Origin of the sequence: Acidovorax sacchari (assembly GCF_042847045.1) — a bacterium.
GTDB classification, from domain to species: domain Bacteria; phylum Pseudomonadota; class Gammaproteobacteria; order Burkholderiales; family Burkholderiaceae_C; genus Paracidovorax; species Paracidovorax sacchari.
Window position 1 is genome coordinate 4,930,759 of record NZ_AP035783.1, and the last position, 16,854, is coordinate 4,947,612.

Here is a 16,854-nt window from a genome sequence, read left to right on the forward strand (position 1 = left end):
TTATCCGGGAGCGTTGGGAGCCGCCCGATCAGCGCCTCATGCGTGTTTGGTGCAGACCCGGCCCGTCAACCTTCGGGAACAAAAGTTACCCGGCGCAACTTTTCAATAAATTATAGAAATTTATGATCCCGGCCGTTTGAGAAGAACTCAGCCGCAATCCGGGAGGTTGCGCTCTATAAAAGATAACTGACGAGGGGTACAAACCATGAGCGGCAAACCCGCCGCCCGCCAGGGCGACTTGACGAAAAAGGGCGGCCCGATCGTCCAGGGCTCTGCAACGGTGCTGATCGGCTCGGCGGGCGGCGTGGCGTGCTCGGAGTGCCCCGGAGGCATGGCGGTGGGCAACCCGGTGAACCCGTCGCTGGGCGCAAAGGTGCTGGCAGGAGCCGATGAACTGGACTTCGCACTGCCGGGGCCGCTGCCGCTGGCGTGGCAACGGGTGTACAGCAGCTACGTGAATGCAGAGCACGGCGCGGCATGCGGGCTGCTGGGGTACGGCTGGAAGCTGCCGCTGGAGTTGCGGGTGGTGCTGCACGGCGAGCGCGCGGTGCTCTTCGATGCGTCGGGGCGGGCGATCACGTTCGACGGAGCCCTCGAACCGGGGCAGGCCCTTTACAGCAGCAGCGAGAACCTGTGGTTGATGCGTGGCGGCGGGATGGTCGTTGCGGACCCATCTTCCGCTCCAGCCATCCCCACCGAGTTGCAGCCCTGGCCGCAGCAGCCCCGGTGGTCGCACATTCCGGCTGCGCTGCGCGCCAACCCCCACTGTGTGATCGCCGCGCCGGGCTCTACCGGTGCGGGGGCAACGGCCTGGGTGTTCCTGCCCGCCCGGACGGCAGCGCCCGCCACCCCGGCAGGCAGCGCCCCGGATCATGTCCTGCATGCAGTGATCGACCGCTTCGGCCGCAGCCAGTGCTACCAATGGGGCGACGAAGGCCTGCAGCGGGGCCGCGTCGTGGGCATCACCGACGGTAGTGGACGCCGCTACGCGCTGCGCTACGAACGCATCGCCTCCGATGCATCGGCCAAACCGAAGCCCCCTTCGCTGCAACCCGACGACGGCGTGCGGCTCGTGGCCGTGGACTGCACGTTCAACCCGCTCAATCCCGGCCTGATACCCGGCACGGCCCCGCGCCCGCACCCGCTGGTGGGCTACCGCTACGACAGCGCAGGCAACCTGGCCGAGGTCCTGGGCGCGGACGGCACCATGCTGCGCCGCTTCGGCTACGACGCATTGCACCGCATGACGGAGCATCAGGTGCGCCAGGGCCCCAGGCACCGCTACGTCTATGAAGACCAGACCGCGCAGGGCCGCCGCCAGGGATTGGCGGCGCGCCCGGGCGCCCGCGTGGCCGAGCAGCACAACGAGGAAGGGCTGTCGTACTTCTTCGACTACGGCAGCGCTCCGATAGCGGCCGGTGACAGACCTGCCGCCTCGGTGCGCAGCAGCACGGTCGTGCGCGACAGCCTGGGCCGCACCACAACCTACCACTTCGAGGGCGAAGGTGGGCTCAAGCGCCTCGTGCGGCTGACAGGCCCGGACGGTGCCGAGCAGAGCTACCGCTATGACAGCGCCGGCCGCAGGTTGTCGGCCACCGATGCGCTGGGCCGCACCACGTGGTGGCGCTATGACGGCGCAGGCCGGCTGCTGGGCGTGCAGGGCCCGGACGGCCGCAGCACGCAGCAGCGCTGGGGCGCAGCAGGCAGCGCGCAGGACGGGCTGCTGCTGGCGAGCCAGGACACTGCAGGCCTGCGCACGCACTACCGCTACGACGACTGGGGCCGGCTGGTGGAAGTGGCGATGCTGCCGGAAGGGGGAGCGGACGAGGCAGCAACGCTGCAGGCCCTCACCACGCGCTTCGAATACGCACAGCCCCAGCAGGATGCCGGCACCGGCGCAGTGACATTCCCAACCCACGCTCTCGCCTGGTGCGACCAGCCTGTGGAGGTGATCGACGCGCAAGGCGGGCGCAGCCAGTACGCGTACAACGCGTGCGGCCAAATCACGCGGCACACGGACTGCTCCGGCCGCAGCCAGTCCTGGCGCCACGGTGCATGGGGCGAGGTGCTGGAAGCGGTGGACGCGCTGGGCCAGCGCACACGACTGCACCACGCGATGCAGCAAGGCGCACTGCGGCTGGTGGGCGTGCAGCAGCCGGGCAACACGGCGGTGCGCTACCGCTGGAACGAAGCCGGACGGATGGCGGCCATCACCCACGGCACGCACGACGTGCTGGAAGGCATGGGTGAGTCCGCAGACACCAGCGCCACCATCGCTTACCGTCACGACCTGTGGGGCCGCGTGGTGGAGCAGGTGCAGGCAGGCCGGGGCGTGCAGCTGCGCTACGACGTGGCCGGGCGGCTGCAGGAACTCGTCAACGAGAACGGCGACGTGACCCGCTTCGTGCACGACGCGGCCGACCGGCTGGTGCAGGAAGTGGGCTTCGACGGGCGCAGCCAGGTGTACGGCTACGACGCAGCGGGTCAGCTCACGCACACGGGCGACGGGCATGGCGAAGGCCACCACCCGGGAGCAGCGGCGCGGCCGGAGTTGGGCGCGGTGGTGCGCACGCGGCTGCACTACGACCTGGGCGGCCGGCTGGTGGCGCGTGTCGCCGTGCGGCTGCCGGCACCGGAGCACTCCGATGCCGAACCCCACGCGATACTGCAGATCCAGCGCTTCGAGCACACCTCGGCGGGAGCATTGCAGCAGACGCGGACCTGGGAAGCCGAGTTGCCCCATGGGATCGAGCCCATGGCTCTGCCAGCCCTGTCTTCTGACTCGTCGCGCCCAGGCGTTGCCACGGACCGGCCCATCCCTCTTGCCGAACGCTGGCTGACGCTGGACACCCAGACCCTGTTGTCCCTGCTGGATCGCCCGGGCGACCCGGCCCAGGCGCCGCTGGCCGCCGTGCTGCAGGCGCAGCGGCTGCAACCCGAGGCCCGCGTGACCCTGGCACGCGATGCCTTCGGACGTGTCTGCGGAGAGACGCAGACGCTGTACCGGCAGGCCACGCAGCCGCAGGCGTCCTATACCGGGGGCGAGCCCCCTGTGGAATTCGAGCACGCGATCACCCACACGCTGGGCCCGCTGGGCCAGCGCACGGCCACGCAGGCACAGGGCCTGGGCACGCTGCAATGGCTGGCCTACGGGTCGGGCCATGTGCACGGGCTGCTGCTGGACGGCCAGCCGCTGGTGGACTGGGAGCGCGATGCGCTGCACCGAGAAGTGGGCCGCACGCTGCACCTGCTCGAAGGCAAAGGCAACGAAGAGCTGCACGCCATCGTGCATGCGCGGCAACTCGACCCGATGGGCCGCATGCTGCACCAGGACTGGCGTGGCCTGCGCCATGCGGCGGGGCAGACACAGGCGGGAGAGGATCCGGACACCGGCCCGTCTTCCGCCGCAGGTCGCATTGCCCCGGCCCTGGGCCCCCTCTCCACACTCACCCAGCGCCGGTACTGGTACGCCCCCCTGGGCCAACTGGTGGGCGTGCAGACGCCGGGCGAGGCCACGCGCTACGCCTACGACGCCTGGCAGCGCCTGAGCGGGCTGCACCGCGCAGGCCAGGGCACGCCGGAAGTGCAGGCGCACTGGACGCTGGACGCGGCGGGCAACCGCCTGCCCGCGCCCCTGGAGGCTCGCGCGGCCGGGCCCTCCAGCGCCGAGCGGCAGGACTGGGCGCGGCAGGTGCGCGAGAACCTGCACGATGCGGACTTCGACCTGCTGCGCGCGGGCGACGGGCCTGGCGAGGGTGCAGGCCCGGTCACGCGCTGGCCGGGCAACCGCATCGGATGGAACACGCCCGAGCCGGATGCCGATGGCACCAGCAGCGATGGCAGCGACGGCAGCGACGGCAGCGACGGCAAGGGCATCCTGATCCGCTACCGCTACGACGCCTTCGGCAACCGGGTGCAGGCGCTGCACACCGACGGCCGGGCGCAGCGGCTGCGCTACGACGCGCTGCACCGGCTGCGCGAGGTCTGGCAGCGCGAGACAGCGGGTGGCACCTGGCAGCGGGTGGCCTGCTACCGCTACGACCCCTTCGGGCGGCGGCTGGCCAAGACCGTCTTCGGCAACGGCGACGGCAGCGAACGGGGAGCCGCATCGGGCGTCGCGACCACCACCTACGCCGGCTGGGACGGCGACCGCCTCGTGCACAACGAAGGCCCGCAGGGGCTGCAGCACGTGCTCTACGAGCCCGGCTCCTTCGCGCCGCTGCTGCGCCTGGAGCGCGAGCAGGCCATTCCCACAGCCATGCAGGCCATGCTGGTGATGGAGGACAGTGGAAACGTCGCCAACGATGATCCGGATGGCGGGGAATCCCCCGCCGCAGCCCTGTTCGCGGGCCTGCCGCGAGCCCAGCGCGAACTGATCGAGCGTGCCTTGCACGAGGCCACCGGCCCCCAGGGCGATGCACTGCTGGCGCGCCTGCGGGCAGGCCTGCCCGACGAGGCTGGCGCGTTGCTGCTCGCTGGCGTGCAATCCGTGCGCCGGCAACAGCAGGCCGCCACCCAAGCCCATTCGACGCGCGTCCGCCATTTCCTGTGCGACCACCTGGGCACACCCATCGCTTTGGTGGACGCCAACGGCCCGCAGGCGGGCCTGGTCACCTGGGCCGCGACCTATCACGCGTGGGGCACCGTGCGCGAGGAATACGACCCGCATGGCATCGGCCAGCCCATCCGGTTCCAGGGCCAGCAGCTCGATGCGGAAACAGGGTTGCACTACAACCGCCACCGGTACTACGACCCGATGCTGGGGCAGTATGTGACGCAGGATCCCATTGGATTGTTGGGTGGCGATAACAAATACAGCTATCCCGATTCTCCGACCGGCTGGATAGATCCAAGAGGGCTTAACCCTTTTGCGGTCTGCGCAATACCTGGGCCCACTATGGCTGCCTGTGCTGCGGCGGCAGAGAGTGCATTGAACGTGCTTGCTCTAGGCGCGGCAGCTTTGGCAACTGCGACGATCTCAGGTTCGACCTCGACAGTGAGCGACGCAGAAAGGTTAAGTGCTGCACATGACGCAGCCCAGGGCAACAGGTCTACACCTGGTTATGGAGGAAACTGCTCTCCTGATGAGCATGATGCATTAAAGCAGGAGCAGACTCAGGCCTGCGAAAAAGCAAAAGGCCTAACCTGTGCAGAACCCGAAATCAGCTTCAGTAAGGCAGAAAAATTACAAAAATGCATTGACGCAAGAATCAACATTGCAAAAAAATGCTTTGCTGGTGGCGATGCTGGTCACAACAAGCAAATCAATGAGCTCAGGAGAATCATCGGAAAATGCACGGGACACCAATGGTAGAGAATAATCCAGTCAACCTTCAAATCCTAAAGGAAAGAAAGAGGGCTGCTTCTTTAGCGCCATCTCTAGCAAAGCGCTATGAAAGCATGCTGCTAGCGGCCTTCCCTGAAAGTTACCCAGAAGGTGAATTATTTATAAAAAACACTTTTACAGGAGATGACAGGGAAGATTATCTAAGGTTTTTCTCATTATTTAACGGAAAGAAGTGGACCGAAGTAGATATCGAAAAAATTGAAGATATTTACATACAACACTCCAGATTGACAACCAGCGGTAGCATCTACTATTTACCTGTATTTCTCAAATATTTCTTCGACCTCAAGAATATAGACAACGAATTCTTTATTTATCTGATGTTTGATTTGGAGAATGGATTCGATGAGCATACGCCAGAAAACCTGGACGACTCCTTGAAAGGAAAGAAAAAGCTGGAAAGAAAATATCTTTCCTTTGAAAAGATCAATCCTATACAGTCTAAACTGGTGGCCACATTTTTAGTCAATGCAGCAAACCTTCTCCCGGAGGGAAGCTACGAGGGCAGGCAAGCTCAACGCGCACTCACCAACTACTGGGGAAATTTCCTGCTTTTCTGACCTGCCATGTCGTTTACTACATATCTATATCTACTTGCAGCAGGATCTTGATTTTAAAAACTGCCAGCGATTGCAGATTTTTCAGGATACCGCAGTATGGCGTTGAAAACATATTCCGCCGCGGCCATATGCCTGGCCGCGCATCTGTGCAACGCGGGGCAGGCACCTGAGCCGCCGCGCGCCTCCCATCAAACCCATGCCATCGCTCCAGCGGCATCCATCCAGATCACCCGCGCCACAGCGGAAACCGCGGCAGGAGACACAGCCCCCTGTGCGGGCGTCCGGCCACTGACCGAAAGCGACGTGCGCCGGTTTCTCGCACACGCCCGCCCCATCACCCGCCAGGCGGCCCTGCACGACGACTTCCAGGTGGGCGACTGCTACACGGAAGCCCGCGTCCGCTTCCAGGACGGCCGCACCGCCAGCCTGGGCATCGCCAACGATGCCGGCACGGCCCTGCTGACACCCATCGTGGAGGGCAGGGAGCAGGCACAGGGCCGCTACTTCCGCTGCACACAGTGCGCCGGCATGCTGGACCTGCCGGACCGTCTGCCGACGCACTGATCCGCGCACCGGCGGAAAAACGCACCCACGAAAAAGCCGCGAAAGGCATGCCTGCCTTCCGCGGCTCCGGTGTGCGGCCTGCATGATTGCAGCGCAGGCCGTCAGCTCACGGTCCCGGTCTTACACCAGCAGCGCGTTCACCCGCTTCACGTACGCGGCCGGGTCGTCCGGCAGCCCGCCCTCGGCCAGCAGTGCCTGGTCGAAGAGGATGTGGGCGAGGTCGTGGAAGTGCACGCTGCCGTCCAGCTTCTTCACCAGCGCATGCTCCGGGTTCACTTCCAGCACAGGCTTGGCGTCGGGCATCGACTGGCCGGCCTGTTTCATCAGCCGCGCCAGCTGGGTGCTCATGCCGTGCTCCTGCACCACGAGGCAGGCGGGCGAATCGACGAGGCGGGTGGTCACGCGCACGTCCTCGGCCTTGTCCTTGAGGGCCTCCTTGAGCTGGGCCAGCACGGGCTTGAAGGCCTCGGCGGCCTCTTCGGCGGCCTTTTTCTCGGCCTCGTCCTGCAGCTTGCCCAGGTCCACCGCGCCCTTGGCCACGGATTGCAGCGGCGTACCGTCGAAGTCGTGCAGGTAGTTGAGCGCCCACTCGTCCACGCGGTCGGTCATCAGCAGCACCTCGATGCCCTTCTTCTTGAAGACCTCGAGCTGCGGGCTGTTCTTCGCGGCGGCCAGGGTGTCGGCGGTGATGTAGTAGATGGCCTCCTGGCCCTCCTTCATGCGGGCCTTGTAGTCGGCCAGCGAGACGGTCACGCTGTCGGTCGTGCTGGACGCGAAGCGCAGCAGCTTCGCGATGCGCTCCCGGTTGCCGAAGTCCTCGCCCAGGCCTTCCTTGAGCACGGCGCCGAACTCGGCATAGAACTGCGTGTACTTGCCCTCCTTGGCCTTGTCCTCCTCGCTCACCACGTCGGTCACGCCGTCGGCGCCCTCGCCCGCGGCATGCTTGTCGTGCTTGGCCAGGTCCTCGAGCATGGAGAGCACGCGCTTGGTGGAGCCTTCGCGGATGGCGCGCACGTCGCGGCTTTCCTGCAGCAGCTCGCGGCTCACGTTGAGCGGCAGGTCGGCCGAGTCGATCACGCCCTTCACGAAGCGCAGGTAGGTGGGCATGAGCGCCTCGGCGTCGTCCATGATGAACACGCGCTTCACATAGAGCTTCACGCCGGCCTTCTTGTCGCGGTTCCACAGGTCGAACGGCGCCTTGGCGGGGATGTAGAGCAGTTGCGTGTACTCGGTGTTGCCTTCCACGCGGTTGTGGCTCCAGGTGAGCGGGTTCTCGTGGTCGTGGCTGATGGCCTTGTAGAACTCCTGGTACTGCTCGTCCGTGATGTCCTTCTTGGGGCGCGTCCACAGGGCGCTGGCCTTGTTCACGGCCTCCCACTCGCCGGTCTTCACCATCTGGCCGGGATCGCCCTCCTTCTCGCCGTCCTTCCACTCTTCCTTCTCCATCAGGATGGGCAGGCTGATGTGGTCGGAGTACTTGCCGATGACCTGCTTGAGTTTCCAGGCGTTCAGGAACTCCTCGGCCTCTTCGCGCAGGTGCAGGATGATGCTGGTGCCGCGCTCGGCGCGCGTGATGGTCTCCACCTCGAAGTCGCCCGTGCCGCCACTGATCCAGCGCACGCCCTCTTCGGGCTTCAGGCCCGCGCGGCGCGATTCCACGGTGATCCTGTCGGCCACGATGAAGCCCGAGTAGAAGCCCACGCCGAACTGGCCGATGAGCTGGGCGTCCTGCTTCTGGTCGCCCGACAGGCGGCTCATGAAGTCCTTGGTGCCGCTCTTGGCGATCGTGCCCAGGTGGTCGATCGCCTCCTGCTCGCTCATGCCGATGCCGTTGTCGGTGATTGTGAGCGTCCTGGCGGCCTTGTCGAAGGACACGCGCACTTCGAGGTTGGGCGCGTCCTCGTACAGCGCGGCGTTGTTCAAGGCCTCGAAGCGCAGCTTGTCGCAGGCGTCGGACGCATTCGAGATCAGCTCGCGCAGGAAGATTTCCTGGTTGGAATACAGCGAGTGGGTGACCAGGTGCAGCAGTTGCGCCACTTCGGCCTGGAAGGAATGGGTTTGCTTGCTCATGGTTGGTGGATGGCTCTTTTGTGAGAGTTTCGCAACGAAAGGGAACGCCCGGCCATCTGGGGGCCGGCCGCGGATTATCAAGCCCCGCGACCCCGCCCCCGCCACCGCCGGGGTCGAGCGGCCGTCCCCTGCAGGCTCGCTCACCGACCCGCGGCAGGGACCGGGCCCATCATCACGGCGTGAGCGATGGCAGGAGAGCACAAGGCGGCGAGCAGCCTGGCCAGGGATATCGCTTCGGGCGTCCACCGGGGCTCCGTGCCCAGCAGGTTGAATGTGGCGATGCACCCGCCCTGGCCGTCGAACACCGGCACGTTGATGACGGCCTGCAGGCCCAGGGAGGCAATCAGCGCATGGTCGTCGAACACCGCCTCCAGCACCTCGCGGCCCTCGCCGATGAAGGGCTCCCCGTGCAGGAGCAGTTTCCGTGTCCACGGCGTGAGCGCCTTGCGCTTGCGGCCGGCCACCGGGTAGGCGGCGGGGTCGGAGGTCCAGGCCCGCTGCAACACCAGCGTGGCGCCGGCATCCCCGGCCGGAGGCAGGGGACTGCACAGCAGATTCACAGTGAGCAGGCCCGGGCCGATGAGGGTGCGGCGCGCGGCGTCGGCGATCTCCATGGCGGCGTCCAGCCCGCGCGCGCGAGGCAGGTCTGCCAGCAGCGTGGCGCAGGCGGGCGCGGCCAGAGCCAGCCCGCAGCCAGCGGAATCCGGGAAGGTGGCGTGCTCACTCATTGGTGATGCCGAGTTCCTTGATGATCCTGCCGTAGCGCTGCGCGTCGGCCTTGAGGATGCTGTCGAACTCCTGCGGCGACTTGCTGACCACCTCGACGCCGATGGCATCCATGCGCTGGCGCACCGCAGGCACTTGGAGGGCGGCATTGGCAGCGGCGTTCAGGCGCTGCACCAGATCGGCGGGCATGTCCCTGGGGCCGAACAGTCCGTACCACACACCCAGTTCATAGCCGGGCACGGTCTCTGCCACCGCGGGCACGTCTTTCAGCAACGCGGAGCGCTGCGCTTCCGTCACGGCCAGCAGGCGCAGCTTGCCGGCCTTCACATGCGGCAGGGTCTGCGTTCCGGCGGAGAAGAGCACCTGCGTCTGGTCGGCGACGGTATCCACCACGGCCGGCGCGCCGCCACGGTAGGGCACGTGCGTCATCTGGATCCCGGTGGCCTTCTCGAACAGCACGGCGCTCAGGTGGTTGGTCGAACCCGGGCCGGCCGATGCGTAGTTGAGCTTGCTGGGATTGGCCTTGGCGTAGGCAATGAGCTCCTTGACGTTCTTGGCCGGCACCGACGGATTCACCACCAGGGTGTTGACCACGTTCGCCATCAGGGCGATGGGGGTGAAATCCTCCACGCCCCTGAAAGGCATGTTGGGCATGAGCGCGGGGTTCATGGCATGGGTGCTCATGGAACCCACCAGCAGCGTGTATCCGTCCGGCCTCGCCTTGGCGACGAAGTTCGAGCCAATGTTGCCGGAGGCGCCCGCGCGGTTGTCCACGATGACCGGCTGGCCCAGCGTCTTGCCGAGCTGTTCGGCCAGCGACCGCGCCAGGATGTCGGTGGAGCCGCCGGGGGCCCAGGGCACGATGAGGGTGATGGGTTTGTCCGGATAGTCGGCGTGGGCCAGCGAGGCGAGGCCGAGGAGCGACAGGGCGATCAGGCTGCGGCGAATGCGGGAGAACATGGCGGGGATTCCTTAGGGAGGAGCAACGGAAGGGACGGCGGAAAAGGGACGGGGAAACAGGGGAACGGGAGGCGCCGCGTCAGCGCCCCACGGCGTATCCCTGCATGCCGCGCGGGTTGGCGGCGGCGCGCAGCACCAGGCGGCCTTCCCGGTCGCGCTCGCGGGTGCAGGCGGACATGCGGCTTTCGGACCAGGGCGGCCCCACCTTCACGGTGTGGCCCATGGAGCGCAGTGCATCGATCTGCACGGGGTCGAAGCGCGACTCCAGGGTGAGCTGGTTGAGCGTGGTGCTTCGCGGCCAGAACGACGCGGGGAAATGGTCGATGTGCCAGGCAGGCGCATCGATGGCTTCCTGCAGATTCAGGCCATGCACCGCATGGCGCAGGAAGAATGCCGGGGACCACTGGTCCTGCTGGTCGCCGCCAGGCGTGCCGAACACCATGTAGGGCTCGCCGTCGCGCAGCGCGAGCGATGGCGACAGCGTGGTGCACGGCGCCACGCCGGGCGTGACCGTGTTGGGCAGGCCTTCGTCCAGCCAGGTCATCTGCAGCCGCGTGGTCAGCGCGAAGCCCAGCGCGGGAATGACCGGGCTGGACGAGAGCCAGCCCCCCGAGGGCGTGGCCGCGACCATGTTGCCGTCGCGGTCGATCACGTCGAGGTGGCAGGTGTCTCCCACGAAGACCTCGCGGTCCAGCCATTCGTTCACCGGCGGCAGCGCCGCGAAGGTGGGCTCGCCGATACCGAAGCGGGTGTCCGCGGTCAGCAGGGTGCGGCGCGCCACGTCCAGGTCCGGAAGCACCGGCGTCCGGCCGCCCGGAGTTCCGGCGCGCAGCAGGGTGCTGGCGCTGTCGCCGACCTCGCTCCAGCGCGCGCGCAGGTAGTCGTCGGACAGCAGCGCCATCTGCGCCTCCCGCTGCGCCCCCGGTGCGGCGCCGTACCAGGCCAGGCGGTCGGCCATCGCGAGCTTGGCCGCCTCGGCAATGCGGTGCACGAAGCCTGCGGAATCCACGGGGTGCTGCTCCAGCCCCGCATGGCGCAGCATGCCCACCTGCTGCAGGAATGCCGGGCCCTGGCTCCAGAAGCCGCACTTGGCCAGCGTGTAGCGGCCGAAATCCAGGGTCAGCGGCGCCTCGACGGCGGGCGACCAGTTCGCCAGGTCGTCGTAGCGCAGCAGGCCGCCGTGGCATTCGCCCGTGGTGTCGCGCACTTTCTCGGTGCGGTAGAAGTGGTCGATGTCGCGCGCCACGAAACCTTCGTACCAGCAGCGGATGGCCGCGTCGATTTCCGCGGTGCGCCGACCGCCGCCCTCCCGCTGCGCGGTCTCGACGATGCGCGTGTACGTCCCGGCCAGCCGGGGGAGCCGGAACAGCGCGCCAGGCTGGGGCACCCGGCCATCGGGCAGCCAGACTTCGGCGGAACCGGGCCAGTGGGCGCGGAACAGCTCCTGCACCGCGACGATGGCCTGCACGGCGCGCGCCAGCAGCGGAAAGCCGTCGCGGGCATAGCCGATGGCCGGGGCCAGCACATCCGCCAGCGACCAGGTGCCATGGTCGCGCAGCAGGGTCAGCCACGCGCCGAACGCTCCGGGAACGGTGGCCGGCAGCAACCCGATGCCCGGCACCTGCTCCAGCCCCAGCCGGCGGAAGGCCTGCGCCGTCGCTTCCGCCGGTGCGCTGCCCTGGCCGCGGATGGCGCGCATGGATCGCTCCCGCTCGCTCCAGAACAGGATCGGCACCTCGCCGCCCGGACCGTTCAGGTGCGGCTCGACGATCTGCAGCACGAAGCCCCCGGCCACGGCCGCATCGAATGCGTTGCCGCCCCGTTCGAGCACGCCCATGGCGGTCTGCGATGCCAGCCAGTGGGTGGAAGCGACCACGCCGTGCGTGCCGGTGATTTCAGGGCGGGTCGTGAAGGAGTGGCTCATGCTCGGTTCCGGTGCGTGTGGATGACGTTTCCAGTCTAGGAGCATCAAATAGACCAGCTAACATGGATATCTATAGATGTATGCATAAAACACTATGACCGACGCCTCCCTCCCCCGGGACGAACTGGCGATCCGCCTGGAAAACCGGCTCAAGATGCGCCACTACGCCCTGCTGCTGGCCATCGACCGCCATCGCTCGGTCAGCCGAGCCGCCGACGAACTGCGGCTGAGCCAGCCCACCGTGACCCGCGCGCTGGCCGACATCGAGGACATCTTCATGGCCCCGCTGTTCGTCCGGACCCGGCGCGGGCTGGAGCCCACGCCGGCCGGCGAGGTGGTGCTCGCCCGTGCCCGCTTCGCCGTGGCGGACAACAGCGCGTTGCGGCGCGAACTCGAAGGCCTGCGCGCGGGTCACCAGGGCCGCCTGCGCCTGGGCGTGATCCCCTATGCACCGGACCTCATCCTGGATGCCGCCTGGCAGCACCTGCTGGGCAAGAGGCCGCGGCTGTCGCTGCAGGCCCATGAGAACACGACACTCCACCTCATCGCCGCGCTGCGCAGCCGCACGCTGGACTGCGCCATCTGCCGGTTCTCGCAAGACAGCTCGGCCGATGACCTGGAGCAGGAGTTGCTGTGCCAGCAGACGGCCCACATCGTCGTGTCGAGGGACAACGCGCACTCGCTGAAGCGCCTGGCTTCGCCCGACATAGGCCAGCTGGCGCAGATGGACTGGATCTTTCCGCCGACGAACACGCCCATCCGCCACATGATCGACGCGATGTTCGCCGCCGGCGGCCAGCGGGTGCCGGTCCCCGTGCTGGAGGCCTATGCCACCCGCACCATCGCCACCGCCATGATGCGCCTGCCCCGCGGCGTCACGCTGCTGCCCCTGCACACGGCGGAACTCGTGGCCGCGGATGGTCGCGCCGTCGTCATGCCCGAGCCGCTGCCCTGGCGCATGCCGCCCATCAGCCTGGCCTGGCTGCGCGGCAGTCCCAAGTCGCACATGGCCGTCGAATTGGTGGCGGCGATCCGCGAGCGGTTACGGACGCACGAGGCGGCGTAGGGGAGCCGCAGCGGGCCAGTCCGCAACGATACCGGTCTGCGCCGAATGGCCCGGGCACGGTTACATTGACTGACATGAACGCATCCGCGACCCGCGATGACCATGGCACGGCGTCCGCCGGTGCGCCCCACTTCCTGCCCGACGGCACGCCCGCACATGCAATGCTGCGCGGCTGCGACTGGGCGGCCTCGTCCCTCGGGCATCCCGGCGAATGGCCGCGGCCGCTGCGCGCGGCGGCATCGCTGGTGCTCGACTCCCTGGCGCCGACGTGGCTGGCATGGGGGCCGCGCCTGGGCATGGTCTACAACGCACCCTATGCCGAGATGCTGGGCAACAAGCACCCCTGGGCCATGGGCTCGGCGCTGGATGCGGTATGGGCCGAGGTCTGGCCGGACGTGAGCGCGCTGGTGGCCGCGACCCTTTCGGGCGAAGCCCTCTACCGCGAGGACCTGCCGCTGGTCGTCAACCGCCGCGGCCATGCCGAACCTGCCTGGTTCAGCTTCTCCTACACGCCCCTGCGCGACGACGACGGGCGCGTGCAGGGCATCCTCTGCGCGGTCGCGGAAACCACCGGCAAGATACTGGCGCAGCGCCGGCTGGCCGACAGCGAATCGCGGCTGCGGGCCCTCACGCTGGCCACCGCCAATGCGGTCTACCGCATGAGCGCCGACTGGAGCCGCCTGCTGGAGATCAACGGCCAGGGCTTCGTGGCCGACACCACGGAGCCCACGCGCTCCTGGGTCGAGCAGTACGTGCCTGCAGAGGACCAGCCGCGGGTGCGCGCGGCCATCGCGCAGGCCATTGCGACGCGCAGTCTGCTGGAGCTGGAGCACCGCGTGTTCCGCGTGGACGGCAGCATCGGCTGGACACTCTCGCGCGCCATGCCGCTGTTCGGCGCGCAGGGCGAGGTGACGGAGTGGTTCGGCACCGCCACCGACCTCACGGCCCGCAAGGCCGCCGAAAAGGCGCTGCGCGAAAGCGAGCTGCAGTTGCGCACGCTGTTCGAGACCATGGACGAGGGCTTTTGCGTGATCGAGTTCCTCGACGGCCCCCATGGGCCGCTCAGCGATTACGTGCACGTCTCGGCCAACCCGGCCTACCAGGCTAACGCCGGCATCGCCGACGTGGTCGGCCAGCGCGTGCGCGACATGGTGCCCCAGGAAGCCGATGCCTGGGTGGAGATCTACCGCAAGGTCCTGCTCACGGGCGAGCCGGTGCGCTTCGAGCGCGAACTGGTCAAGACCGGCCGCTACCTGGAGCTGTCCGCCTTCCGCGTGGAGCCGGCCGAGCGCCGCCAGGTGGCCGTGCTGTTCCAGGACGTGACACAGCGCCATCGCGCCGAGCGCGCGCTGCGCGACCTGAACGACGCACTCGAACAGCGCGTGGCGCTGGAGGTGGCCGAGCGCCTGAAGACGGAGGAGGCGCTGCGCCAGGCGCAGAAGATGGAGGCTGTGGGCCAGCTCACCGGCGGCATCGCGCACGACTTCAACAACATGCTGGCGGTGGTGCTGGGCTCGCTGGAACTGCTGGACCGCCGCTTTGCCGCGGGCGAGCCACGCGCCAAGCGCCACATCGACGCGGCCCGCGGCGGTGCCCGGCGCGCGGCGCAGCTCACGCAGCGGTTGCTGGCCTTCTCGCGCCGGCAGCCGCTCAGCCCGGTGCCGCTGGACGCCAACCAGCTCGTCGCCGGCATGTCCGACATGCTGCGCCATGCGCTGGGCGGCGCGATCCGGCTGGAGACGGTGCTCGCCGGCGGACTGTGGCGCATCCATGCCGACCGCAACCAGCTCGAGAGCGTGATCCTGAACCTCGCCGTCAACGGCCGCGACGCCATGGGCGAGCTGGCCGGCGGCGGGCGGCTGACCATCGAAACCGCCAATGCCCACCTGGACGACCGCTACGCCGCGGAGCACCTGGGCGTGGCACCGGGGCAGTATGTGCTGATCGCCGTGAGCGACACCGGCACGGGCATGCCGCCGGAGGTGATCGCCAAGGCCTTCGACCCGTTCTTCACCACCAAGGAGGTGGGCAGGGGCACGGGCCTGGGGCTGAGCCAGGTGTATGGCTTCATCAAGCAGTCCGACGGGCACGTGAAGATCTATTCCGAGGTCGGCGAAGGCACCACCGTCAAGGTGTACCTGCCGCGCCTGCTGGCGTCCTGCCAGGAAGAGGCCGGCCCCGCCGCCCCGCCGCCGCTGCCCCTGGGGGACGCGCAGGAGGTGGTGCTGGTCGTGGAGGACGAGGCAGCCGTGCGGCAGTTCTCCGTGGAGGCGCTGGGCGAACTCGGCTACCGCGTGCTGGAGGCCGACGGCGCCGCCGCGGCGCTGAAGCTGATCGACGCGCACCCGGAGATCGACCTGCTGTTCACCGATGTCGTGATGCCCGACATGAACGGCCGCAGGCTGGCCGAGGAAGCACTGCGCCGCCGCCCGGGGCTGAAGGTGCTGTTCACCACCGGCTACACGCGCAACGCCGTGGTGCACAACGGCGTGCTGGACGCAGGCGTGCACCTGCTCGGCAAGCCCTACACCCTGGAAGACCTGGCGTTGCGGGTGCGCGAGGCGCTGGACGCGCCCGATGCCGGCATCCAGCCCGGCGGCGGCTGATCAGAACCGCTCGTTCGGCCCCAGGTAGCGCCATTGCCCCACGGGCAGGTTGCCCAGCACCACGCGGCCGATGCGGATGCGCTTGAGGCCCACCACCTTCAGGCCCACCAGTTCGCACATGCGGCGGATCTGGCGCTTCTTGCCCTCCTGCAGCACGAAGCGCAGCTGCTCGGGGTTCTGCCACTCCACCTTCGCGGGCTTGAGCGCCTGGCCGTCCAGCGACAGGCCATGGCAGAGGCGCGCCAGCTGCCCGGCCGGAAAGACGGATTGCACGTCCGTCGCGATGTCGCCGTAGTGCACGCGCACGAGGTACTCCTTCTCCACTTCGGAGTCTTCGCCGATCAGGTGCCGCGCCACGCGGCCATCCTGCGTGAGCACCAGGAGCCCGACGGAATCGATGTCCAGCCGGCCGCAGGGCGCGAGGCCGCGCAGCTGCGGTGGCGAGAAGCGCTGGCGGCTCGGATCCTCGCGCCAGTGGGTGCGCGGGTTGATGAGCGCCACGGCAGGCGTGTGGCCGTCCTCGGCCTGCCCGCTGACATAGCCCATGGGCTTGTGCAGCAGGATGGTCACCTGCCGCTCCTGCTGACCGCGGGCGGCGGGGTCCACCTCGATGCGGTCCGTGGGCGCGACCTGCAGCCCCATGGCGGCCACCTGGCCGTTCACGCGCACCCAGCCGCTGGCGATCCAGTCGTCCGCCTCGCGGCGCGAGCACAGGCCCAGCTCGGCCATCCGCTTGTTCAGGCGCGAGGTGCCGGCCGGCGCGTCACCGCGGTGTGCCCCGGCGGGCGCAGCCATGGGGGAGGGCGCGCGCGCGGGGCCGGGGCGCGAGGGCGCCTGCGCGCCTCGTTCTGCCGGAGCGTTGCGTGCAGCGGCTGCGCCGGCCTCGGGGGCGCGCAGGGTGAAGCGGCCCGCGGGCCGGGGGCCGCCCGCGCGGGGCGGCGCGGGACGGGGAGCGGGTTCGTCGGGCTGGCTGGCGCGCGGGCCGCTGGGCGGGAGCGACAGGCGGCGGCGGGGGGCGGAATCGGACATGG

Annotated in this window: 10 protein-coding genes; 5 read left to right on the top strand and 5 right to left on the bottom strand. The window is 68.2% G+C overall.

Translation table 11 applies throughout. From position 1 onward, the window contains the following. Window positions 1-205 precede the first annotated feature (205 nt). The 3 genes from ACGHC0_RS21810 to ACGHC0_RS21820 all read left to right on the top strand — a co-directional run bounded on the left by ACGHC0_RS21810 (window position 206) and on the right by ACGHC0_RS21820 (window position 6,471). Window positions 206-5,314 carry an RHS repeat-associated core domain-containing protein gene (locus tag ACGHC0_RS21810; RefSeq protein ID WP_415266744.1) on the top strand — a complete coding sequence of 1,703 codons (5,109 nt, stop codon included), beginning with the start codon at window positions 206-208 and terminating at the stop codon, window positions 5,312-5,314. After that, entirely contained in the window at window positions 5,293-5,907 is a 615-nt protein-coding gene (locus ACGHC0_RS21815) for a hypothetical protein (RefSeq protein WP_415266745.1), read from the top strand. Before ACGHC0_RS21810 ends, ACGHC0_RS21815 begins: the two co-directional genes overlap by 22 nt. 303 nt (window positions 5,908-6,210) lie before the next feature. After that, on the top strand, window positions 6,211-6,471 hold the full coding sequence (locus ACGHC0_RS21820; protein WP_415266746.1) for a hypothetical protein: 261 nt from the start codon (window positions 6,211-6,213) through the stop codon (window positions 6,469-6,471). A gap of 120 nt (window positions 6,472-6,591) precedes the next feature. Here the strand turns inward: ACGHC0_RS21820 and htpG are convergent, their stop codons facing one another. The 4 genes from htpG to ACGHC0_RS21840 form a co-directional block, all read right to left on the bottom strand. Continuing rightward, window positions 6,592-8,541: a molecular chaperone HtpG gene (gene htpG / locus ACGHC0_RS21825; RefSeq protein ID WP_415266747.1), complete on the bottom strand. Its 1,950-nt coding sequence runs from the start codon at window positions 8,539-8,541 to the stop codon at window positions 6,592-6,594. A gap of 140 nt (window positions 8,542-8,681) precedes the next feature. Then, window positions 8,682-9,269, bottom strand: coding sequence for a GAF domain-containing protein (locus tag ACGHC0_RS21830; protein WP_415266748.1), 588 nt, complete (start codon window positions 9,267-9,269; stop codon window positions 8,682-8,684). Beyond that, a complete protein-coding gene (locus tag ACGHC0_RS21835; protein WP_415266749.1) occupies window positions 9,262-10,227 on the bottom strand; it encodes a Bug family tripartite tricarboxylate transporter substrate binding protein in 966 nt (321 codons plus the stop codon). The genes ACGHC0_RS21830 and ACGHC0_RS21835 overlap by 8 nt, the downstream gene beginning before the upstream one ends. 79 nt (window positions 10,228-10,306) lie before the next feature. After that, on the bottom strand, window positions 10,307-12,151 hold the full coding sequence (locus ACGHC0_RS21840) for a gamma-glutamyltransferase family protein (RefSeq protein WP_415266750.1): 1,845 nt from the start codon (window positions 12,149-12,151) through the stop codon (window positions 10,307-10,309). Between the two features lie 94 nt (window positions 12,152-12,245). Here ACGHC0_RS21840 and ACGHC0_RS21845 point away from each other — a divergent pair, with 94 nt between their 5' ends. Next, window positions 12,246-13,217: a LysR family transcriptional regulator gene (locus tag ACGHC0_RS21845; protein WP_415266751.1), complete on the top strand. Its 972-nt coding sequence runs from the start codon at window positions 12,246-12,248 to the stop codon at window positions 13,215-13,217. 74 nt (window positions 13,218-13,291) lie between these two features. After that, window positions 13,292-15,823, top strand: coding sequence for a PAS domain-containing protein (locus ACGHC0_RS21850; RefSeq protein ID WP_415266752.1), 2,532 nt, complete (start codon window positions 13,292-13,294; stop codon window positions 15,821-15,823). Here the strand turns inward: ACGHC0_RS21850 and ACGHC0_RS21855 are convergent, their stop codons facing one another. Then, window positions 15,824-16,852 carry a pseudouridine synthase gene (locus ACGHC0_RS21855; protein WP_415266753.1) on the bottom strand — a complete coding sequence of 343 codons (1,029 nt, stop codon included), beginning with the start codon at window positions 16,850-16,852 and terminating at the stop codon, window positions 15,824-15,826. It abuts the gene before it with no gap. Window positions 16,853-16,854: the final 2 nt, after the last annotated feature.